The sequence below is a fragment of the Candidatus Zixiibacteriota bacterium genome (genome assembly GCA_017999435.1).
Lineage (GTDB): Bacteria > Zixibacteria > MSB-5A5 > GN15 > FEB-12 > JAGNLV01.
Genome location: JAGNLV010000003.1, coordinates 255,381 through 277,016, shown reverse-complemented (window position 1 = coordinate 277,016; position 21,636 = coordinate 255,381). Strand labels below are relative to the sequence as shown.

At 66.9% G+C, this 21,636-nt stretch carries 17 protein-coding genes; 12 read left to right on the top strand and 5 right to left on the bottom strand.

The genetic code is table 11. The annotated features are described in order from the left end of the window. Positions 1-70: 70 nt before the first annotated feature. The 3 genes from KA261_09295 to KA261_09285 form a co-directional block, all read right to left on the bottom strand. Positions 71-1,225 (bottom strand): glycosyltransferase family 4 protein, encoded by a 1,155-nt coding sequence (locus KA261_09295; protein MBP7697992.1) that lies wholly within the window; start codon positions 1,223-1,225, stop codon positions 71-73. 56 nt (positions 1,226-1,281) lie between these two features. Continuing rightward, positions 1,282-2,307, bottom strand: a complete 1,026-nt coding sequence (locus KA261_09290; protein ID MBP7697991.1) for an NAD-dependent epimerase/dehydratase family protein — start codon at positions 2,305-2,307, stop codon at positions 1,282-1,284. A gap of 133 nt (positions 2,308-2,440) precedes the next feature. Then, complete coding sequence (locus KA261_09285; GenBank protein ID MBP7697990.1) at positions 2,441-2,632, bottom strand: ferredoxin; 192 nt, start codon at positions 2,630-2,632, stop codon at positions 2,441-2,443. Between the two features lie 414 nt (positions 2,633-3,046). Here KA261_09285 and cysK point away from each other — a divergent pair, with 414 nt between their 5' ends. Next, on the top strand, positions 3,047-3,967 hold the full coding sequence (cysK, locus tag KA261_09280) for a cysteine synthase A (protein MBP7697989.1): 921 nt from the start codon (positions 3,047-3,049) through the stop codon (positions 3,965-3,967). A gap of 72 nt (positions 3,968-4,039) precedes the next feature. Further along, positions 4,040-4,711, top strand: coding sequence for a serine O-acetyltransferase (cysE, locus tag KA261_09275; GenBank protein MBP7697988.1), 672 nt, complete (start codon positions 4,040-4,042; stop codon positions 4,709-4,711). A 52-nt stretch (positions 4,712-4,763) separates the two neighbouring features. On the opposite strand, the gene KA261_09270 is transcribed toward cysE, so the two are convergent. Next, positions 4,764-5,171: a hypothetical protein gene (locus KA261_09270; GenBank protein ID MBP7697987.1), complete on the bottom strand. Its 408-nt coding sequence runs from the start codon at positions 5,169-5,171 to the stop codon at positions 4,764-4,766. A gap of 774 nt (positions 5,172-5,945) precedes the next feature. Next, the gene (locus KA261_09265) at positions 5,946-6,749 is read right to left on the bottom strand and encodes a class I SAM-dependent methyltransferase (protein ID MBP7697986.1); all 804 of its coding nucleotides are present in this window, start codon (positions 6,747-6,749) and stop codon (positions 5,946-5,948) included. Between the two features lie 53 nt (positions 6,750-6,802). On the opposite strand from KA261_09265, the gene KA261_09260 reads away from it, so the two are divergent. The 10 genes from KA261_09260 to rsmH all read left to right on the top strand — a co-directional run bounded on the left by KA261_09260 (position 6,803) and on the right by rsmH (position 21,634). After that, positions 6,803-7,855, top strand: a complete 1,053-nt coding sequence (locus tag KA261_09260; GenBank protein ID MBP7697985.1) for a phosphoribosylformylglycinamidine cyclo-ligase — start codon at positions 6,803-6,805, stop codon at positions 7,853-7,855. A 146-nt stretch (positions 7,856-8,001) separates the two neighbouring features. Next, positions 8,002-9,231 (top strand): 2,3-bisphosphoglycerate-independent phosphoglycerate mutase, encoded by a 1,230-nt coding sequence (gene apgM, locus KA261_09255; GenBank protein ID MBP7697984.1) that lies wholly within the window; start codon positions 8,002-8,004, stop codon positions 9,229-9,231. A 589-nt stretch (positions 9,232-9,820) separates the two neighbouring features. Then, entirely contained in the window at positions 9,821-12,526 is a 2,706-nt protein-coding gene (locus KA261_09250; protein ID MBP7697983.1) for a C10 family peptidase, read from the top strand. 232 nt (positions 12,527-12,758) lie between these two features. Further along, positions 12,759-14,357, top strand: a complete 1,599-nt coding sequence (gene lnt / locus KA261_09245) for an apolipoprotein N-acyltransferase (protein ID MBP7697982.1) — start codon at positions 12,759-12,761, stop codon at positions 14,355-14,357. Continuing rightward, on the top strand, positions 14,309-16,534 hold the full coding sequence (locus KA261_09240) for a hypothetical protein (GenBank protein MBP7697981.1): 2,226 nt from the start codon (positions 14,309-14,311) through the stop codon (positions 16,532-16,534). Before lnt ends, KA261_09240 begins: the two co-directional genes overlap by 49 nt. Next, complete coding sequence (locus KA261_09235) at positions 16,531-17,454, top strand: GNAT family N-acetyltransferase (protein MBP7697980.1); 924 nt, start codon at positions 16,531-16,533, stop codon at positions 17,452-17,454. The genes KA261_09240 and KA261_09235 overlap by 4 nt, the downstream gene beginning before the upstream one ends. Next, positions 17,445-18,692 (top strand): glycosyltransferase, encoded by a 1,248-nt coding sequence (locus tag KA261_09230; protein MBP7697979.1) that lies wholly within the window; start codon positions 17,445-17,447, stop codon positions 18,690-18,692. The genes KA261_09235 and KA261_09230 overlap by 10 nt, the downstream gene beginning before the upstream one ends. Then, positions 18,692-19,945, top strand: a complete 1,254-nt coding sequence (locus KA261_09225; protein ID MBP7697978.1) for a hypothetical protein — start codon at positions 18,692-18,694, stop codon at positions 19,943-19,945. Before KA261_09230 ends, KA261_09225 begins: the two co-directional genes overlap by 1 nt. Before the next feature lie 281 nt (positions 19,946-20,226). Beyond that, positions 20,227-20,703: a division/cell wall cluster transcriptional repressor MraZ gene (gene mraZ / locus KA261_09220; GenBank protein ID MBP7697977.1), complete on the top strand. Its 477-nt coding sequence runs from the start codon at positions 20,227-20,229 to the stop codon at positions 20,701-20,703. Continuing rightward, positions 20,690-21,634 carry a 16S rRNA (cytosine(1402)-N(4))-methyltransferase RsmH gene (rsmH, locus tag KA261_09215; GenBank protein MBP7697976.1) on the top strand — a complete coding sequence of 315 codons (945 nt, stop codon included), beginning with the start codon at positions 20,690-20,692 and terminating at the stop codon, positions 21,632-21,634. The genes mraZ and rsmH overlap by 14 nt, the downstream gene beginning before the upstream one ends. Positions 21,635-21,636: the final 2 nt, after the last annotated feature.

Sequence of the window (21,636 nt, the reverse complement as noted above, 5' to 3'; positions counted from 1 at the left end):
GCCGGCCGCCGGCGGGCGGGCGAACAAGCCACCCGTGGCCAGGGGCAGGAGCAGTACGCTCCTGCCCCTGCTATTTGGATCCGGCCGGGGCCGCGCCCGCGAGACCGCGCAGGAGCGTCTCCCACTGCGCGCACTGCCGGTCGTGCGTGAAATTCGCCAGGACGTCGCGCCGCGCCTGAGCGGCCATCCGCCCCGCAAAGTGCGGGTCGGCCAGAAAGCGAATGACCGCGGCCGCGCAGGCGGACTCGTCCCCCGGCGGAAAGCGCAGGCCGTTGCGCTCGTGGGCAATCAGGTCGACCGTCCCCCCCGCGTCGGTGCCCGCCACCGCCAGCTCCGACGCCATCGCCTCAATCGTCACCATGCCGTAGGTTTCCGATTGCGAGGCGAGGATGAAGATATCCATGGCGGCGTAGGCCGTCGCCGGCTCATCGAGGTGGGAGCGGAAATGAACGAACGGCGCGAGGCCGAGGTCATCGGCCAGGCGATGGAGGTGCGCCTCGTAGTCGGCGTGTTCGCCGCGTGTCGGTGCACCGACGACCAGCAAGTGCAGCGGGCGGCCGGTTTCATGTACGCGCCGCAGCGCTTTGATCGCAACGTGCTGCCCCTTCTTCGGATCGAGCCGCCCGATGATCCCCGCCAGCGGAACGTCGAGCGGCAGCCCGAGCTGCCGGCGGGCCTGCGAGCGGGGGGGCTTCCGGAGAAAACGGTCGGCCTCGAGGCCCAGGGGGATGACATGGAGGCGTTCGGGGCGGATGGGGGTGCGCTCCGCCACTTGCCGGGCCAGCGACGGAGCGGGCGCGACGAAAGCATCGAGCCGGCGATACTGCCAGGCGTGGAGCAGGTCGCGCTTGTCTCCCGCGATGTGCATGTGCTGTTGGTAGACGACTTTCAGCCGGTTGCCGGTGTGGATCTTGGTGAGGACCGCCATCAGCAGATCGCGCGACTGGTGCAGGATGAGCACGCGCGCGCTGTCGGCGGCGGCCATGCGGGCCAGGGTCCGGGCCCCCAGCAGGTCGGAGGCTTTCGAGCGCGATTGGAGCGCCCGGGCGGGCAGGCCCCATGCCGCGGCCCAGGTTAGCAGCGGACTGCCCGGCCGGGCGAAGAGGACCGCCGGCCAGCCCCGCCCTCGCATCCAGTGGAGAAAGCGCAGGACGTTCATCTCGAGCCCGCCCCAGGCCTGCGAGGAGCAGTACGAAGCGATCGGGAAGGTCTCGTCGGCCGCCATGCGCCAATATATCGGGGGGCCGCCGCCGCGGCCAAGCTCTTTGTCGCCCGACCCGCTCAGGAGGGCGAGGGGCGGCTCCGCCGAAGGATGGCGTCCTCCTGCGCGTAGTCGAAGCGGTCGGCCGGGTGGTCCGGCGGATGGGCCAGCTCCCATTCGAGCGTGCGGGCCAGCCCCGGTTGGAGATCGACGATTTCTCCGTACCCCAGTTCGTTGCGAATGCGCGAGGAATCGACGTCGAGCTGTGGCCTCCAGTCGAGGGGGGTCCGGAGATAGTCCGGCAGATCGCGGTCGGCCACGGTGACAATATCCCCCTCCCACCCGAGGGCCGCGCCGATCGCCCTGATCCACGCCGCCTCGGTCAGCGCCTCCGCCTCCCCAACATTGTAGACCCGGTGGCGACCCGCTCCCCGCGCGACGGCGAGACAGAGGGCGTGGGCGCAATTGTCGCGGTAGCCGCGGATTCCGCGCCAGTCGGCGCGCACCGTATCCAGCAGGAGGGCGGGGCGCCGGTCGCTCATGCGCCTGGCGTAGCTGTAGAGCCGGTGTTTGGGATCGTTCGGCCCGTAGACCATGGGCAGGCGGATCGCGCATGCGGGCAGCGGCCCGCGCTGAATCTCCCTCTCCACATGGATCTTGTCGTAGTCGTAGAAGGGATCCGCCGGTCCCTGGGCGTCCTGCCGGTAGGGATACTCATGGTCCCGCAGCGGGGAGTCCTCGGTGAGGCGGCCGGAAGTCGCGCGGCCGGTTTCCCGGCGCAGGATCAGGCCGAAATTCCTGTACACATCGCAACTGCTCGCCGCCACCAGCCGCCCCGCGAGGCCGGACATCGCGGCCACGAGTTCCCCGGCCTGCGGTCCGGTCAGGGCCATCATGTCGAGCACGACATCCGGCCGCAGCCGCTCCCACTGGCGGCGGTAGTCGGCGAGACGGCCGCGGTCGCCGTGAATATGGTGAACGCCCGCGGGCACATCCTGTTCGGTCTCGCCGCGATGAAACACGGTCACACGGTGCCCGTCCGCCAGGAGTTGGGCGGCGACGACGGGTCCCATGAAGCGGGTGCCGCCGATGATGAGGATGTTCATACGGGCAGTGCGCTGCGCTGCGGCCGGGTCGGAGCTCCTTGATCCCGGTCGAAGGGGAAGAAGAAAAGAGCGCGGTCGCACGCGGCCGCGCTCCAGGCATATCTGTCGTTCCCGCCGGGCGGGAAGTCAGCGCTCACTCTTCAATGTGGATGCATTCCTCAGGGCAGCTCTCGGCGGCTTCCCGAACGGCATCCGCTTCTTCCGGAGGAACTTCGTCAACGATCACATCGGCCTGATCGTTCTCATTCATCTTGAACACGGCCGGGCAGAGCTCCTCGCAGATGCCGTCGCCGCTGCACAGTTCGTGGTCCACGCGTACCTTCATCGTAACCTCCTTAGGGTCATCTCGGATGTATGTCGTTCACATGCTTTCGCTTCACAGGTCATGGCGTCCCACGCTCCCGGCTCCGGCGTGTTGGGCGCCTTCGGCCTGATTTCGAAGCGAAGCATACACAAAAACCGGGTGATGTCAAGGGCGGCTTTTGACTTCCGTCAAGCCCTCAGCCGATTTTTTTTGGGCGTGACCGGCGGAAATTTCCGGGTGCGTTGGGCGGCGTAATTTGTTATAGTATCTGAGGGTCTTCATGAAGCACATGACATTTCTGGGGATGCCCTGATGTGCGCCGCGGCGGCGGCCGGGCACTCGCGTGTCCCGCGCCGGGCCGAACGGTCCGTCCGGGGCAAGGCCCCTCAATGAACTCAGGTAGATGGACGATAACAACTTATAGGAGTCAGTCGAATGAGATTTAACGACATTGTTGAGGCTATCGGGTACACCCCGCTGGTGCGCGTCAACCGCCTGACCGATGCCCGTTCCGCCACCGTGTTTCTCAAAATGGAGAACTTCAATCCCGCGCACTCGGTCAAAGACCGCATCGGACGGTCGATGATCGAAGCGGCCGAGCGAGCGGGAGTGCTGAAACCCGGGATGACGATTGTCGAACCGACCTCGGGGAATACCGGAATCGCGCTGGCTATGGTGGCGGCGGCGAAAGGGTACCGGTGCGTGTTGACCATGCCCGACACCATGAGTATCGAACGGCGGGCGTTGTGCCGGCAGTTCGGGGCCGAGATTGTCCTGACGCCGGGAGCGGAAGGCATGAAAGCGGCCATCGCCAAAGCCCGGGAGATTGCCGAACGCGGGAATTGCTGGATTCCGATGCAGTTCGCCAACCCGGCCAACCCGGAGGTGCACCGCCGGACCACCGGACCGGAAATCATCAACGACCTGGGGGAGCTGCGCCTCGATGCCTTCGTGTCGGGAGTAGGCACCGGCGGAACTATCACCGGCGCGGGGGCGGTGTTGAAAGCCGAATACGGCTGCCGCATCATCGCCGTCGAACCGACCGATTCTCCGGTGCTGTCGGGCGGTCAGCCGGGGCCGCACAAGATCCAGGGGATCGGGGCGGGGTTTGTGCCGGAGAACTACGACCCCGCGGTCGTGGATGAAGTCATTCAGGTGACCAACGACGATGCTTTTGCCATGGCCCGCGAACTGGCGCGCCAAGAAGGGGTACTGGTCGGGATCTCCTCGGGCGCTATCCTGTGGGCGGCGCTGCGGGTGGCTGAGCGGCTCGGACCGGGGAAGAACGTGGTCAGCATCATCTGCGACACCGGCGAACGGTACCTCTCGACCCCGCTTTTTGATAAGGAGCCGTAGGCCCGCGGCCGACAATGAGAGTAATGCACCAGATCCGTCAACCCAACCCAAGATCGGAAGTCGGGAACGACTATGCTGGCAACCATCGAGGACATTCGGGCGTGTTTTCGCAATGACCCGGCCTGCCGGAACATCGAGTTTCTGCTCTATCCGGGGTTCCACGCCACTACCGCCCATCGGTTTATCCACCTCCTGTACAAGGCGGGAATCCCCTTTCTCCCCCGCCTGCTGTCGCAGATCGTCCGCTTTCTCACCGGGCTGGAGATCCATCCGGGGGCGACCATCGGGCCGGGGTTCTTTGTCGACCACGGAATGGGCGTGGTGATCGGCGAGACGACCGAGATCGGGCGGAACTGCGTCCTGTTTCATAATGTAACACTGGGCGGAACGGGCAAACACCAGGGCAAGCGCCATCCGACGCTCGGAGACAACGTCTTTGTCGGGACCGGGGCGATTCTGCTCGGCCCGATCACGGTCGGTGAAAATGTCCGCATCGGGGCGAACAGCTTTATCGTGATGCACGATGTGCCAGCGAATACCACGGTCGCCGGAGTCCCGGCCAGGATTGTCCGGCGCGGGCGGCAGAAAGTGGATGAGGAGCTGCCGGCGACAGTGCTCGATCACGGGCGGAGCGTCCACACGGAGATCGGCGAGCACAACAACCGCAACGGGCGGAAACCGGGCATACGGGAAGTACGGACCGACGGCTCCGCGCCGCCGGAACGGGCGGCCTCGGGAAGTTAGGTTCCCGCAAGACACGGGCAACGCGCCCGGCGCCCGGCAGCCTGCTGGCCCATCACTCGTCAAGGCTGCGCTGGGTCGCCACAATCGATGTGTCGTCAGTCAGCACCTGAGGCGACCCGTCGTGAGTAATGATGCACCGATAGCGCATCGTTACGGTGACAGGCACTCCATCGGCATCTCTCATCGGGTAGCACATTGCCATGGCAACGGCCGCCCGCACATAGTCGGCAAACTCCTGGAGGGGATGGGATTCCGTAATGTCTGTCAGCTCGACCCGGCCGTCATGCCGAAGGACCAGGTTCCCCTCCACGCAGGCGGTGTCGAAGAAGAAGTCGAGCTTGCCGGCCGGGATCACCACCGGGGGGAGGACGACATGCGGTTTGAGGGGCTGTCGCGGCAGGAACAGTGAATCGAGCCGGTACGGCGAAGCGTGCGCGATCCAGTCCGAGAGCGGCCGCATTCCAGGATACGCATCTTGGTCGCCCAAGCCCAGGCCGTACACAACCTCACCCGTATCCGCCCCAGAGTTGGGGGAGCCGGCAACAAATTCAGGTCCATACTGGCCGACCCTGGGGACGTCTGCATGTTGAGGTCGCGGGCCTGAGCTGTCCGGTGCCACGCGAACCTTGCCGACATACCCCCGGTACCAATCGGCATCACCCGCAGCACCTGATTGTGCGCAAGCGGATTGGAGAGGGGGAAACCGGGCGGCACTCCCTTGGCCGGCAGCCACCGGATCCTCGGCCGTGGTCGGCGACGGCGCTATGGCCAGCAGGAGCAGGATGGCGGCCGCCGCCGCATGAACCGAGGCAGCCGCGAGGAGTTGAATCTGATGCTGTCGTCCGCGGTGATCGGTAATCCCTCGAATCGCGCTCGGTATGCGATATGTGCTTTCAGAGCTTGTCCGCATAAGGCACCCCCGTGAGCTTGGAATAGTATAGTCAGCGGTTGCGACGGCCCGCAACAGTCAATCTCGCGCCCGCGAATTTGGCCGAGCTCCTTAAGGCAGACGCCGCGGCGGAGGAGTCAGGGGGCGGCAGCGACAACCGCACGGGGAGTGCGGAGAGGACGGCGGCGGCCTTTTCGCGCATAACCGGCCGGGAATGGCGTTGGCCTCGATCACTCGCGGCTCACGCGCGGACCGCCTCGCGGTCTCAGTATCTACGGCGGGTTCGCGCAGGAAAGCAGTGTGCCGGTCCGGCCCTCCTCCGATAGGCAGGCACGAAGGCGGGCGTCAACACAGGCGCAGGACGAGGATCATTCGCCAGGCGCGGTCGCCGGCGTCGAATGGGACACCGGTGTCGAGATCGCCATACCAGGCGACAATGGCGAACCGGCCGGAGAGCCTTATGAGCGCACGAATGAGACCGGCCGAAATCTCCCGCCACTGCTCGCGGGATTCATGACGCGCCGCGCCGGAGGGCCCGGAGACGGCGTACGAAACGGTGCCGGTCGTGATTTCGGAAAGCGGATCCGTGACCGCATCGCTTCCCCAATCGACGGTGACGGAGAGGCCGTCGCGGTCGACGGTCCAGAGGTTGCGGGTGCTTCGCTGCCGAGTGAGAAAGTCGCGCGGGTGGCTCAACTCGATTATGTAGATGCCGCCCGGGTTGAGGTTGTCGGCCACCGCGTCCAGGTGGGCGGCCACGTCGTCGTCGGTCAGGAGCAGGTGGAAGGTGGCCATCATGCAGCAGGCCAGGTCAACGGGATGGGGGAGGGTGAAGCGGCGTATGTCGGCCTCGAGGATGGCGCACGGGAGGTTCTCCCCGGCCGCCAGGCGGGCGGCGTAGGCAGCCATCTCCGGCGCGCGGTCGACGCCGAAGGCCGGGAGGCCGCGACGGGCGAATTCGCGGCAGTACTGGCCGGGACCGCAGCCGAGTTCGACAACGGAAGCGGGATCGCGCCCGCTCGCGCGGCGGGCCGCCGCCAGCAGAAAATCGACTGCGCGGGCATAGTCGCGAAAACTGAAAGCGACATCGTAGAGATGCGGGAGAGAGTAAGGATGATCGGCCACGGTCGGGTCTCCAAGGAGGTCCATCCGGGACATCCGGCGGACGTTGACATTTGCATACCCCTTCCGTATATAGCGCCATGACAGCGAAGACACCCAAGAAAAAACTGACCTACGCGGACGCGGGCGTGGACATTGCGGCCGGGGACGAAGCGGTGGCGCGGATCAAGGCGCTGGCGCGCGGGACGTTCAACGCACAGGTGCTGAGCGAAATCGGCGCATTCGGGGGATTCTTCCGCCCCGACTTCCAGGGAATGACCGCGCCGGTGCTGGTCGCGTCGGCCGACGGCGTGGGGACCAAGCTGAAACTCGCGTTCATGACCGGGAAACATGACACGGTCGGCGAGGATCTGGTCAATCACTGCGTCAACGATATCCTCGTCCATGGGGCGCGGGCGCTGTTCTTTCTCGACTACATCGCCGTGGCGCGTCTCGAGCCGCACGTGGTTGCCGATATCGTGGCCGGCCTGGCGCGGGGCTGCCGCAACGCCGGGGCGGCGCTGATCGGCGGGGAAACGGCGGAGCTGCCGGATTTCTACGCGCCGGGGGAGTACGACCTCGCCGGGTTCATCGTCGGCGCCGTCGAGGAGGCGAGGATCATCAACGGCGCCTCCATTCGGCCGGGGATGGTTTGTCTCGGGCTCCCCTCGAGCGGCCTGCACACCAACGGGTTCAGCCTCGCCCGCAAGGCGGCGTTTGAGATCGCCGGGCGCCGCCCGGGCGACCGGATCGAGGAGCTGGGGACCACCGTGGCGGAAGCGCTCCTGGCCGTGCACAAATCGTACGCGCCGGTCGTGCACCCGCTGCTGCCCCAGTTCCCTATTCACGGCATGGCCCACATCACCGGGGGCGGCCTGCCGGGGAATCTCAACCGCGTCCTGCCGAAAGACTGCGATGCCTGGGTGCGGAAAGGTTCCTGGCCGGTGCCGCCGGTGTTCGACTGGCTGGGCAGAGCAGGCGACCTCGACCGGGAGGACATGTACTCGGCCTTCAATATGGGGATCGGGTTCGTCGTCGTGGTGGAGGCGGAGCAGGCGGACCAAGTCGTACGCACGATCGAGCGGTTGGGAGAGAAAGCCTACCGGATCGGGGAGATCCGAAAGGGGGAGGGGAAGGTGAGGCTCACTGACTGATTAAGCTCCCTGCGGCTCCGCGCCGAGCGACCGCATCGCAGGGCCGGGGGCAGGGCGCGGGAAAGGATCGCTTCCGGGCGGCTGAGCCATGACGGAAACACAGGATCAGTTCTGAGACAGCGACGTGAGACGGAGATATCAGGAAGATGGTCAAGAGAGTGGTGCTGCTCGTGTGCGACGGTCTGGCGGATCGTCCCATTAAGGAGTTCGGATACAAGAGCCCTCTGGAGGCGGCCCGGACGCCGCACCTGGACCGGCTGGCGAAAGAGTCGGTGTGCGGGATGGTCCACACGCTCGGGCGCGGGCGGGTGCCGGGATCGGACGTGGCGCACCTGGAGATTTTCGGTTACCCGATCGAGAAGTACTATGCCGGGCGGGGGCCGATCGAGGTGTGCGGGCTGGGCATGAAACTCCAGGGGGGAGACGTGGCGCTGCGGGGGAATTTTGCGACGGTCGACAAGGACTGGAATATCGTGGATCGCCGCGCCGGACGGATCAACCACGTGGCGCCGCTGTGCGCGGCGATCGACGGGATTGAGATCGACGGCGTGAAGTTCCTGGTGCATCCGGGAACAGGCCACCGGGCCGGAGTGATCATGCGGGGCGAGGGGCTGTCGGATAAGATTATCGACGCCGACCCGCACGGGCCGGGCGAGCCGGTGCGCACGGTGACCGCAACCGACGCCAGCCCGGAGGCCCGGCGGACGGCCGAGGTGCTCAACAGGTTCCTCCGTAAATCGTACGAGGCGCTCGGCGGACTGGACCTCAACCGGCAGCGCGCGAAGGAGGGGAAGCTCCCGGCCAACATCCTCCTCGTGCGCGGCGCGGGGCAGCACATCCACGCCCCGAGTTTCTCCGAACGTTACGGTCTTAAAGCCTGCGCGATCGCCGGCGGCGGGCTGTACAAGGGTGTCGGGTCGTTTGTCGGGATGGATGTCGTCGAGGTGCCGGGGGCGACCGGGCTGCCGGACACGGATATCGCGGCCAAGTTTCGCGCGGTCCTGGCCAAGCTCGCCGAGTATGATTTCGTGTTCGTGCACGTGAAGGCGGCCGATTCGCTCGGCGAGGACGGCAACGCGCCGGGGAAGAAAGATTTTGTCGAGAAGATCGACGCGGCGGCGAAGATCCTCGCGGAGGGCCTGCCGGAGGACGTGCTGCTGGTGGCGACGGCCGACCACACCACGCCGTGCGAGATGAAGGCCCACGCGGCGGACCCGGTGCCGATCATGTTTCGCGGAAACAACGTCCGGGTCGACGGCGTCGCGGCCTTCGGCGAACGGGCCTGCGCCCAAGGGGGACTGGGTTTCATGCTCGGGCGGGAAATCATGCCGCAGGTGGTCAATTTCCTCGGCAAAGGACACCTCGAAGGAGCCTGAGCCGGGTCCGGGCGCCCGGCGAAGCAGCGGAGAAGGAGAGAATCGGCGGGCTGCGACCCCGGACGGTCCCGCCTCCCTCCCGACCGGAACACCTGCCGGAGCGCCCCGCCATCGCAAATGTCCTTGACAGGCAGTCCCCGCTCGCCGCAGATTAGGACCATACGAACGCAGAGTTGATCGGCGCGGCCGTGCCGGGCGAGACGGCATTACCGTTCGGCTGCGCCGGGAGTCAGGGCTGTGAGGGTCCCCATTACCGGCAGCAGGTGCTCTTTGGCCGATCGGGCGGTCCGCCCGCTTGGGCGGCATGTCGCTCCGAAGTGTGCGCCGGGTGTGGGTGACCGCGGGCGAGCAACAGTGAACACGCAGGGTGATTATCATCGAACGGCGGCCTGCGCGATGCGGCGCGCGGCGGATTTGAGGCGCCGCCGGGCAATTCCGCATCGCTGCACTCGTCGGAGAAGCGGCCGATGCCGGTCCCCAACCGGCGAAGGACCAAGCACTTACATACCTGAACTGTTTGACCCAACTGACCGTCAATCGATATGGTTTCCCGAGGCAAAGCCGTCGGGGGACAAAGGGAGGTGCTATGATGTCGGAATCCAGGTCGTATGCGACCATCCGCGCGGCCGGGTTGCTGCTGGCGGCGGCCATCGGCGCCGCACTGCTGGCGTCCTCGGTGCCGGCCACGGTGGCGACACCGGAGGAAGCGGCCCGGGTCAGCCAGAACTGGCTCACCTACATGGTGTACCAGCAGGGCAACTGGGCGGGCGAAAAAGCGCCGCAACTACTGGGGAGCGAAGAAATCACATTCCAGGGTATGGTGGTAGGCTACCATTTCCGCGTCGCTCCATCCGGGTATATCGTGGTCCCTGTTCTGAAAGAGCTGCCGCCGATCAAGGCGTACTCCGAGACCGACGTACTCAACGTGAAGAATCGGCAGGGGATGGGGGGACTGCTGCGCGAGGTGCTGTACCAGCGCATCGCGGAGTATATCAAAGTGTACGGGAGCGCCGATGCGGCCCAGCCGGCCACCGGCGACGTCTTCTTGGACCGCAGTCACGGACGGGAGTGGGAGATGTTTCTGCAGAGCGAGGCGAGTCTGACCGCCGAACTGTACTCGGGGCGGGCCGGGCGGCAGGTGACGGTCGGTCCGCTGCTGGCCTCGACCTGGCACCAGACCGGACCGTACAACAGCATGTGCCCGGTCGGGGATGCCGCCTGCCTGGACTGCGCCGACCCGGGTGAGGACCCCTCGCCCCCGTCGTCGGACACCGCCGTCGTCGGTTGCGTGGCGACGGCTGCGGCCCAGATCATGTACTTCTGGAACTGGCCGCCCTCGGGCACGGGTTCGTACAGCTATACCTGGGATGGCGATCAGACGTGCGGGCAGCCGGCGGGCAGCACGCCGGCCCAGACGCTGTCGGCCAATTTCTCCGATGCGTACGACTGGGGGAACATGCGCGACAGCTACACGGGGGGGGAGAGCCAGGCCCAGAGAGACGCCGCCGCCGAGCTCTGCTATGAGGCGGCGGTCGCGGCGGGGATGGATTTCGGCGTCTGCGGGTCCGGCACCAGCACCGACACTGTCCTGACCGCCTTCCCCATGTACTTTCGCTACAGTGCGGCCACCATCGACAAGGAGAACCGAACCGATCACACTGCGGACGAGTGGTTCCAGCTGCTGGCCGCGGAGGTGGATGCGGGCCGCCCCGTGCAGTACCGGATCAACAGCCATTCGATTGTCTGTGACGGCTACCGCGATACGCCCTCCGACCAGGTGCACATGAACTACGGCTGGGGCGGGGGCGCCAATACCTGGTACGCGGTCGACAATTTCTACTGCTACTGGATCGCGGGCGAGATCTGCCCGTGGGATGAGGAGTACATGATCAGGGGCATCCAGCCCGACAACCTGCCGCCGGTGGCGCAGTGCGCGGACGTCACGGTCGACGCCGACGACAATTGCCAGGCGGCGGCGGCGTCGATCGACAACGGCTCCTACGACCCCGAGGGGTACGCGGTCACGCTCGAACAGATTCCGGCCGCTCCGTACCCGCTGGGGGCAACCCTGGTCACGCTCCGGGTCACTGACCCCCAGGGCGGCGTGGCGACCTGTGAGGCGACGGTGACGGTGGTGGATGTGACGCCGCCGATTATCACCTGCCCCTCCGACCGGACGTTCGAGTGCGACGATATCGGCGACTTCGGGTGGCCGACAGCGACCGACAATTGCGATTCGGATCCGGCCATCACCCTGGCGTCGCGCGATTCCGTGCCCGGGGGCTGCCCGCAGGAGTACCGGCTGGTGCTCGGATACAAGGCCGAGGATTTCTCGGGCAACGCGGCCGGGTGCAGCCAGACGATTACGATCATCGACACGACCTCGCCGGTAGTGGATTGTTACGACACGCTGGGGTTTGTTTTCACGTCGCCGACGGAAGCGGAGGTGTTCTGGGATGCGAGCGCTACGGATAACTGCAGCCCGGCGCCGACCGTGACGTGCGACCCGCCATCTGGCACGACTTTCCCGATCGGCGAGCACACGGTCACCTGCATCGCGGATGACGGGTGCGCGAACACCGACACCTGCGCGTTCACGTTCCGGCTGGTGCCGTTCGATCTCCACCCGACCTCATGCCCCAACCCGATCGCGGTGAAATCGGTGGTGCCGGCAGCGATCCTCGGCACGTCGGATTTCGATGTTCTCGACGTTGATCCGTCATCGCTGCGGGCAAGGGGGGTGGCGCCGCTGCGCTGGACGTATGAGGATGTGTCGACGCCGGTGGGCGACGACCCCAACCAGAACTGCGAATGCACGCGGGCGAAGGGGGACGGACGGAAGGATCTGACGCTCAAGTTCGACCACGCCGCGCTCGTGGCGACTTTTGCGCCCGGCGAGCTGGTGGACGGCGGCAGCGTCATGCTCCAGATCACCGGTCTCCTGAAGGACGGAACGCCGCTGGCCGGCGGCGACTGCCTGATCCTCCGGTACAAACCGAAAGACACGCCCGCGGAGTCCGGCCCGGTGGCGGTGACCGAGCTGGGGGCGTGGAACAGCCCGAACCCGTTTAACCCGGCGACCGTGATCGGGTACCAATTGCCGGAACCGGGGCATGTGAAGATCACCGTCTTCAACATGCTCGGCCAGGTCGTGGCGCACCTGATCGACCAGTGGCAGGAGGCGGGACAGCACTCGGTCTCCTGGTCCGGCGAGCGCGCCGCCTCAGGTGTCTACTTCTACCGCCTGGAAGTCGGGGAGGCCCAATTGACCAGGAAGATGCTCCTGCTGAAGTAGCCGTTTCGTTTCACGCCGCAGGATACCGCAGCCCCCGGCCGGGCGATCGCCGGCCGGGGGTCTTTCGCGGTCCGATCGGGCGCGCTCGCACCGGCCGACTCCTCTTAAAGGCTTGTGCCGGGAGGACCGGCAGGGTACTTTCTCCCGTACTTCGGCCCGCCGGCGGAGGGAAGCCGCCGGTCACCGCGACCCGACCGGTGAACGGGCGGTCCGAACAAACCGGAGATCGGCAATGGCACTGGCCACGCGCATATGGCGGGTGATCCTGCCCGACGACGTCAACGTTCGCCGGCGGCGGCTGGAACTGACGGTGTGGGCGTTTGTCCTCTCGCTGGCGTTCTACCCCGGGCCGTGGGGGTTTCTCGCCTGGGTGGCGCTGGTGCGGCCGATCATGATTTTCGCCCGACTGGGAGGAAAAGCGGCCTTCCGCTCGGCCTACCTGTTCGGGTTCCTGTTCAATCTCTTCTCGCTGTACTGGGTGGCGCTGGTGACGCCGCCGGGGATGATCACGGCAGTGGCCATCGTCGCCCTCTACTACGCCGTCGTGCTGTGCCTGTTTGTTCGGCTGCACCGCTGGAAAGCGGCGGCCGGGTATGTCGCGCTGCCGCTGGTTTGGGTGGGGATGGAATATTTCCGGACGCTGTCGGAGTTCGCCTTTCCCTGGTCGGACCTCGGGTACACGCAGGCGCACTATCTCTGGGTTCTGCAGATCGTGTCGGTGATCGGGGTGCACGGGCTGTCGCTCTTGATCGTGGCCGTGAATGTGCTCCTCGCGCAGGTGTTCCGGCCGTCGCTCTCCTACGAGCGCCGGGTCGGGGCGCTCTTCGGCGCGGCGGCGACCGTGGGTCTGGTCACGGCCTACGGGTGGGTCGTGCTGCCGCCCCATCCGAAGCCGGGGACGTTCGGGGTGGCGCTCCTGCAGGGGTCGGTGCCGCTCGATGTCAAGTGGTCGCCGGACTCCGTGGATGAGAACTTCGCCCTCTACGAGCGGCTGACGGCGAGCGTCGCCGACAGCGCGGTCAAGCTGTTTGTCTGGCCCGAGACCGCGGCGCCCTGCTATATCACGCACGCCCCGGAGTGCCAGGCGGCCGTGGGGCGGATCGCCGCAGAGTCGGGGACCCCCCATCTGGTGGGAACGCTCGCGGCGCGCATGGTGGGGGGAAAAATGCGGCACTACAACTCGGCCGTGCAGTTTGACGGCCAGGGCGTCCTCACTGCGCAGTACGACAAAGTCAAACTCGTGCCGTTCTCCGAACACGTACCCTACCAGGACCACCTGCGGTTTCTGGAGAAGGATTTCCTGCGCAAGTACCTCACGTTCATCGACGAGGGAGGAGTGCAGTGGTGGTCCGATTTCTACCCGGGCGATTCGCTCAGGCTCTTCGCGGTGGGCGACATCCAGTACGCGGCGCTGATCTGTTTCGAGGTCGCCTTTCCCGAGTACGTGCGCGCCATGGTGCGCCGGGGGGCGAATTTCCTGGTCGAAATCACGAATGACACCTGGTTCGAGCGCTCGGTGGGAGTGCACATGCACTCGCGGGTGTTTATCACCCGCGCGGTGGAGAACCGCTCCTGGGGAGCGCGCGCGGCCAACAGCGGGCTGACGTATATCGTGGACGACTACGGGCGGATCCGGGAGGGCCTCGATCTCTACGCCGTGCAGGTGCTGGCGGGGAAAGTCGGCCTCCTGTACAATTACTCGGTGTTCACGAGAATCGGCGATGTCGCGGGGCGGGGGTCATTCTTGCTTACGGCGGGGATCATCTGTATATTCATCGCACTATGGTGCCGGCAAAAACTCTCGCGGTTTTCCTCGCGGGCGCGGTCCTGATCCCGGCGGCGCTGCCGGGCGGGGCGGCCGCGGCCGGGGAGTCCTGGACGACGCTGACGTCGTTCAAGACCGTGCGGGCGTTCGCGGTTGTGGGTGACACGCTCTACGCCGCCACGCCCGGAGGGCTGCTGCTGATCGCCGACTCGAGTTCCCCGGGCCGGGCCTACCTGCACGCCGATGGTCTCGGGACTAACGATCTCGAGGATGTGCTGGTCGATGACGCGGGGACAGTGTGGCTGGCGGGTCTCGGGCACCTCATCCGGTTTGACCGGCCCGCGCCGCGGCAGTTCCTCTTTGTCGACCGCGACGGGCAGGCGATCCGTCTGCAGGCGCTGGCCGACGACGGCGACCGCCTGTGGGTCGGCGTGCACGGGGGGCTGGTGCTGTTCTCCAAGAGCGACGATGGCGGGCAGATCGAAGACAGCTACCCGATGTTCGGTACTCTCACGCCCTCGCCGGCCGTGGTCGATGTCGCGCTCGTGAACGACACCCTCTGGCTGGCCACCTCGGCCGGCCTGGCGGCGGCGCCCGCGGCCAGTCCGGTGCTGCTGAAGACGCCCGGGACCTGGACGACGTTTGCGGCGGCCCGGTACCCGGAACTGGGGCGGGACTCGATCGCGACGGTGGAGGCGTTCGGCGGGGAGATCTATGCGGCGACCTCTGCCGGCGCGTTCCGGCTCAATCGGGACGGGGCGGATACGTCCTTTGTCCCGGTCGCACTCACCGCCGGCCGGGCGGTCACAGACCTGGTGGCCGAAGGGGACTCGCTGTTCATCTACCACAGCGGCGGGCTGGCAGTGGTGACGGCCGGCGGCGCGGCCGATCTGCCCCGCGCCGGACTCAGCCTGCCGCCGACCACCGGGATCGGCTGGGAGGGGCTGCGCTGGGTGGGTATGCGCGACAGCGGGCTGTTCGTGGGCGCCGCCGGGCAGTACCGGGAGTACCCCCACACCGGGGCGCCGGGCAACGACGTCCGGACGATTCTGTTCGGACCGGAGGGACGCATCACCGCCGGGTTCGGCGACAAGATTTTCGCGCAGTACGACGGCGACCGGTGGATGCGCCGGATCTTCTACCGCCGTGGCGACGGCACCATGGATCTTCTGGCGGACGGGCGGGGCGATATCTGGGCCGCATCGTGGGGCGGCGGGCTGTTCCGGATCCGCGGCGATTCCATCACCCAGTACACCGACAGCAACTCCACCGTGGTCGGGGTGGTGGCGGGCGATCCGCTCGAATACACGGTGGTGCGGAGCCTGGCCACCGACGGCGTCAATATTTTCGCCTCGCTCTTCCAGGCCTACAACAAGGACGTCGTGGCCTGGGCGCCGCTCGACCGCGTGCACGACGAGGCGGCCTGGGGAGCGCTGGGCGTGCCCGAAGGGCTGGCCAACGAGTATGTCACGGCGCTCGCGTATGCCGACGGCGAGCTGGCGGTCGGGACTATGGCCCGCGGGGTCTACCTCTGCCGGCTGGGCAGCGCGCCCTACCGGGGGACGGCGATCACCGTGCGGCATTTCACCGACGACAACTCCCGGCTCATCTCCAACGCGATACGGACGGTGGCCTACGCGCCGAACGGGGAGGCCTGGATCGGGACCAACCTGGGAATCTCGCGCTGGGACTCGGGCATCGAGCGGCTGGTCGATGTCGTGCTGCCGGTCGGGGTGGGGACCGACGTGGCCGCGATCGTTTTCGACGGGCGGGGGAACGCCTGGGTGGGAACGCGCGGCGGACTCGTGCGGCTCGACGCCACCGGGGGGGCGCCCGACATTTTCACCGCCGCCACCAGCGACCTCGTGTCCGACGAGATCCGGGATCTGGCGCTGGACCGGCGCAGCGGCGACCTCTACATTGCGACGGCAGGCGGGGTGTCGGTCCTGCGGACGCCGATCGAGAACTTTGTCGAGACAGTCGGGGATTCGGTGGTGCCGATCCCCAATCCGTTCGTGATTCGCTCCGCCGCCGACCGGCTGCGGTTCAACCTCGACCGCCCGGCGACCGTGAGCATCTACACGGCGGCGGGGGAACGGGTGGCGGAATTTCCGGTCAATGAACCCTGGGACGGCCGCAACGACCGCGGCCGCGCGGTGGCCTCGGGCGCCTACGTGTATGTCATCACCGATGAGACGGGAGCCTCGCACCGGGGCAAGATTCTGTTGGTGCGGAAGGAATGAAAGCGATCTGCTATCATGATGACGACATGCCGGAGGAGCCGGTCAGGGCACTGACCGGCGATTCCTTTCTGGCATCGGCGGCCTTCGCCTCGCTGTGGGCGGTCCGCGGGGGGCGGCGCGCCGTGTGGGCCGCCCAGGCGGGGGAGGGGATCGCCGGGGTTCTCCCCGGCATCGAGTTCGGGCCCGCCCCGATAAAACGATTCATGGCCATGCCCAACGGGCTGTATGGGCGAGTGTTCGCGGCCGAGGGGTCCGACCCGCGCAAGACCGGAGAAGTGCTCCTGGAAGCGATCGCCGAGGCGGGGTATGTCAAAACCTACCTGTTCGACTTCTTCGGCTGTTTCACCTCCGGTACGGGGCCGTTTGCAGTGGCCCTGCAAACGGCGCTGCTGGTCGACATCGGCGATCCCGCCTGGGAACCGCCCGACCGGAAACTCCGGGGCGAAATCCGCAAGGCCGAGCGGGAGGGGCTGGCGGTCGGACGGATGGTCTGGGCGACCCACGGGGAGGGATTCCTGACGCTGCTGCGGGGAAAAGCGCACCGACGCGGCGGGGAGGCCCGCTACGGTGCGGATTTCTGGCAGGCCCTCGCGCACGCCGCGCAGCAGGATGAACGCGTGGCGTGGTACTATGCGAGCTTCAACAACCGGCCGGTGGCGTCGCACATCTACTTCGTCGAGGGCGACATGCTCATCGGGTGGCAGATGTACTACGACCGGAAGTTCTCGCCGCTGAAGGCTAATGCGTACCTGATCGCCCGTGCCTGCGCCGAGGCGCGCGACCGGGGCGCGCGGACGCTCGATCTCGGCGCGACGCCGGAGGGGGCGGGCGGAACCGAGTTCTTCAAGCGGCGCTGGGGCGGACGGGAACACATCTACCCGACGCTCACGCTGCGGCGCGGAATCGGGCGGTGGCTGTGACCGGTGCGCACCTGCGCGTGCTCGTGCTGGCCGATGCGCGGTCGGTTCACACGCAGCGATTCGCGGCCGAGTTGCGCCGGCAGGGGTGCGCGGTGCTGGTGGCGTCGCTGGAAGGATCGCCCGTTGACCCCGCCCTGGGCGGCGCTGAAGAGGATCCGAAGCGGACCGCTGCTCCGGAGGCCGCGGGTGCGCCGGGAGAACCGGAGGAGGGGTGCGGCGCCTCGGTCCGGCTGCGGCGGCGGTTTCCCATTCGGACGGTCGCGTATGCCTGGGCGGCGCGTGAGGTCGAGCGGCTGATCGAGCGGTGGCGGCCGGAGGCGATCAGTGCGCACTATGCCGCGGGGTATGGTTACCTGCTCAGCCGGGTGCGGCGGCGGCCCCCCGCGACGCTCCACGTCTGGGGGTCCGATGTCCTGGTCGTGCCGCACAGATCGCGGCTGCACCTGCGCAAGGTGGTGCGGGGGCTGCGCGCCGCAGACCACATTTTCGCCGACTCCCGCTACCTTGCGGAAGAGGCGGGGCGGCTGGCCGGAGTGACCAACGTCACGGTTCACCCGTGGGGGATCGAGCGGCGGCACCTGCAGCGGCGCCTGCGCGTCGGGTCGATAGGGCGGCCGCTCCGCATCATCGTCCCCCGCATGCATGAAACCGTCTACGATAACGAGTTTGTCCTCGAAGCGCTGCGGGAAATGATCATTCGGGGGGAGGCGACGGTGACGTTTCCGGCGTTCGGGTCGAGGTACGAGCGGTTTCGGCGGCGCGCGGAGGGGATGGGGTTGCGCGTCGTTTCTCTGGAGGCGGGCGCGGCGCGGGACGGCACGGGAACGGAAGCCGATCCTCGCGGCGCCGTCTGCTGCTACGAGAAGAGGAACCGCGACGGGTTTCTCGCCCTCATGGCGGCCCATGATGTGTATGTGTCGGCGGCGCGATCCGATTCCTCGCCGGCGACGCTGATCGAGGCGATGGCGCTCGGTCTGGCGCCGGTCGCGGCCGATATCCCGGGCGTGCGGGAGTGGCTGACGCCCGAAAGCGGGTTTGCCTTTCGGCCGGGGGATGCGGAGAGCCTCCGGACGATTCTCGCGCGCTTGGCGACCGGGGAGGCCGGCGGCGCGGAGTGCGCGCTCGACGGCCTGCGGAGGCGCAACCGGGAGCAGGTGGAACGGGAAGCGATATTCGAGGACAACATCGCGGCACAGCTGGCGGTGATGCGCGCTCTGTGCGGGAAAGCGGGGCACTGATGCGGCGGGCGCTGCTGGTGTGCTACTATTTCCCGCCGCTGAGCGGCGCCGGCGTGGCGCGGCCGCTGGCCCTGTTCAAACATCTGCCGGAGTTCGGCTGGGAGTGCCACGTGCTCTCGGTCAAGCCGGTGGCGTACCGGGCGTTCGAACCGGAATTGCTGGACGGGCTGCCCGGCCGGCACATTTACCGGGCGGGATCGTCCGATCCCCAGCGGCTCATGCGCCTGATGGGGATACGAACGGTCGCCGACCGGGTGATCCGCAAGGGACGGGCGCTGGCCGACTGGTATTTCCCCGACCCCAAGATCGGGTGGGTCCGACGGGCGACGGCGCTGGGACGGACACTGCTGGCGAACCGGGACTATGACGCGATCATCTCGACCTCGCCGCCGGTCTCGGCACACCTGGTTGCGCGCACGCTCAGCCGGGAGTTCAAGCGGCCATGGATCGCCGATTTCCGCGATTATTGGACGATCCACCGGCCGGAGCAGTTGTACGCGAACCGGCCGCGCCGCCGGCGGCGGGCGCAGCGGCTCCTGGCGGCAATTCGCGATGAAGCAAGCGAAGTCACGGCGGTGAACGAGACGGTGAGGGAGTATGTCGGGGCCGGGACCGTGATCTCCAACTGCTACGATGAAGCGTTGGCGGCGGGGTGGACTCTGCCGGCCGGAAGCCCGTTCGTCATCGGCGTCCTCGGCGCACTCAACGAGATCACGCCGGTGGCCCCGCTCCTGCGGCTGCTGGCCCGCCTCCGGAGGGAGCGGCCGGAGGTGTTTCCCCGCGTGAGAGTGCGGCAGGTCGGAGAGGTCGACGGGCAGTGGCTCGAGCGCCAGATCGATGCCTGCGGCGTGCAGGAGATTTTCGATCGCTACGGCTGGCAACCCCGACGGGAGACGATCGCGATCCTCTCCGAGGCGTCGCTTATGTACCTCGGGGTGGCCTCGGCGGAGGAGCGGGGGCTGTCGACCGGCCGCGTCTACACGATGCTGGCTTCGGGGCGGCCGATTCTCGCTTGGGCGCCGGAAGACTCGGAACTGGCGCGCCTGCTGGCGCACACCGGCAGCGGGGTCTGCTTTTTCGGCAGCGATGATTCGCCAGCGGTGAAGTACCTGGCCGATCTGGTGCAGGCGCACGGGGAGGGGAAGACACCTGTGACTCTTCGACCGGCCTATGCCGAACCTTACTCCTCGCGGCGAATGACGGAGAAGTTCGCAGCACTGCTGGACCGTCAGAAACCACAGAGCTACCGGTAAGGGATCGGATCGACCGGTCAGGTTCGATGCTGGGCTAAATGGGGGGGCGCGCAGAGTTATCCACATAGTTATCCACACAAGTGAATAGGGTGGCAGGAACCGTCAGGTCTTATGGTTCCTTCATCATCAATTTTCATTCGGCGTTATCAATTGCCGTGATGGAACTTACCGCGATGTTTTTTCTCCGGCGGGGGGCACAAAAAGTCTTGACTTGAGGCAATAAAATGTGATATTTGTGGGCGTTCTTGGGTCGAAGTGGAGAAAAGTGGAGGAAACGCCTTGTGAACGGGTTCGTCGGCCGGTATAACACGACTCTCGATGAGAAGGGTCGCTTCGCGCTGCCGGCCAAACTCCGGAGCATCCTGGGTGCAGGCGGCAAGCCGCAGTTGGACGGCGCGCTGATTCTGACGAAAGGGCTCGAGGGGTGTTTGAGTCTGTACACCGAACCCGAATGGAACGATATCGAGAAGCGTCTTTCCTCACTGAGTTTTACCCAAAGAGATTTTCGTTACTTCGGCCGCCGCTTTTTCTCGATGGCGGCGTGGGTGACTCCCGATCGCAGCGGCCGCATTCTCGTCCCGACGCATTTAATCGCCGAGGCCGATCTCAAGAAGGAGCTGCTGCTGATCGGTGTCAACAAATGGATTGAGGTGTGGAATCCGGAACGCTACGAGGATTACCTCCGGGGGTACGAGGCCACCTACGAGGATGTAGCGGAGCGGCTGTTCCCTCGCCCGAGCGGCGATGACCGGACCTGAGCCCATCCATGTCCCGGTGCTCCGGGACGCGGCAGTGCGGCTCTGGGCGGCGCGGCGGGACGGCGCGTACCTGGATCTCACGGTTGGCGCCGGGGGCCACCTGAAAGCACTGAGTGACTATCTGGACGGAACGGCCCGGCTGTACGGCATCGACCGGGACCCGGCGGCGGCGGCGGCCGCGGCCGCCCAGCTTGCGGGAGCGCCGCAGACGGTGACGATCGCCAGAGGGGCTTACGGAGAATTCGAAACGGTGACGGCCGCGTTCGGCGACCGGACTTACGACGGCATGCTGATGGATCTCGGTCTTTCGAGCCTGCAGTTGGACGATCCCCGGCGCGGTTTCACGTTTCGCCATGACGGTCCGCTGGATATGCGTTTTGATCCGGAGTCGGGCGGTCCTACGGCTGCGGATCTGGTGAATTCGCTGGGAGAAAAGGAGCTGGTCGATCTGCTGCACGGGTACGGCGAGGAGCGCCGGGCCAAGCGGGTGGCGCAGGCCATAGTCAGGGAGAGACGGATGCGGATGGTGCAGACAACATCGCAGCTGGCCGGCCTCGTCGAGCGCATCGCCCCGGCCCGGGATCTCCACAAAACGCTCGCGCGGGTGTTTCAGGCATTCCGCATTGCCGTCAACGGCGAACTGGAGCAGTTGGCCGCGACCATGCCGCGCCTGCTGCCGCGACTGCGGGCGGGCGGGCGGCTGGTCGTGATCTCCTACCACTCGCTCGAGGACCGTCTGGTCAAAAGGTTCTTCCAGGCCGAGGCGAAAGGGTGCGTGTGTCCGCCGGAGGCGCCGCTGTGCGCGTGCGGGCGCGCTCCGCGGCTGAGGATTCTCACGCGCCGCGCCGTCGTGCCGGACGAGACGGAGGCGGCGGCGAACCCGCGGGCGCGCTCGGCCAAGCTGCGGGCCGCGGAACGGGTGGGCGCGTGAAA

What these genes read in the sequence shown, in the direction of transcription:
- KA261_09225 (MBP7697978.1), top strand. Translation starts at nt 18,692, where the DNA reads ATGCGGCGGGCGCTGCTGGTGTGCTACTATTTCCCGCCGCTGAGCGGC.
- KA261_09260 (MBP7697985.1), top strand. Translation starts at nt 6,803, where the DNA reads ATGACAGCGAAGACACCCAAGAAAAAACTGACCTACGCGGACGCGGGC.
- KA261_09265 (MBP7697986.1), bottom strand. Translation starts at nt 6,749, where the DNA reads ATGGACCTCCTTGGAGACCCGACCGTGGCCGATCATCCTTACTCTCTC.
- KA261_09285 (MBP7697990.1), bottom strand. Translation starts at nt 2,632, where the DNA reads ATGAAGGTACGCGTGGACCACGAACTGTGCAGCGGCGACGGCATCTGC.
- KA261_09250 (MBP7697983.1), top strand. Translation starts at nt 9,821, where the DNA reads ATGTCGGAATCCAGGTCGTATGCGACCATCCGCGCGGCCGGGTTGCTG.
- cysE (MBP7697988.1), top strand. Translation starts at nt 4,040, where the DNA reads ATGCTGGCAACCATCGAGGACATTCGGGCGTGTTTTCGCAATGACCCG.
- KA261_09295 (MBP7697992.1), bottom strand. Translation starts at nt 1,225, where the DNA reads ATGGCGGCCGACGAGACCTTCCCGATCGCTTCGTACTGCTCCTCGCAG.
- lnt (MBP7697982.1), top strand. Translation starts at nt 12,759, where the DNA reads ATGGCACTGGCCACGCGCATATGGCGGGTGATCCTGCCCGACGACGTC.
- apgM (MBP7697984.1), top strand. Translation starts at nt 8,002, where the DNA reads ATGGTCAAGAGAGTGGTGCTGCTCGTGTGCGACGGTCTGGCGGATCGT.
- cysK (MBP7697989.1), top strand. Translation starts at nt 3,047, where the DNA reads ATGAGATTTAACGACATTGTTGAGGCTATCGGGTACACCCCGCTGGTG.
- KA261_09290 (MBP7697991.1), bottom strand. Translation starts at nt 2,307, where the DNA reads ATGAACATCCTCATCATCGGCGGCACCCGCTTCATGGGACCCGTCGTC.
- rsmH (MBP7697976.1), top strand. Translation starts at nt 20,690, where the DNA reads ATGACCGGACCTGAGCCCATCCATGTCCCGGTGCTCCGGGACGCGGCA.
- KA261_09240 (MBP7697981.1), top strand. Translation starts at nt 14,309, where the DNA reads ATGGTGCCGGCAAAAACTCTCGCGGTTTTCCTCGCGGGCGCGGTCCTG.
- KA261_09235 (MBP7697980.1), top strand. Translation starts at nt 16,531, where the DNA reads ATGAAAGCGATCTGCTATCATGATGACGACATGCCGGAGGAGCCGGTC.
- KA261_09270 (MBP7697987.1), bottom strand. Translation starts at nt 5,171, where the DNA reads ATGCGGCCGCTCTCGGACTGGATCGCGCACGCTTCGCCGTACCGGCTC.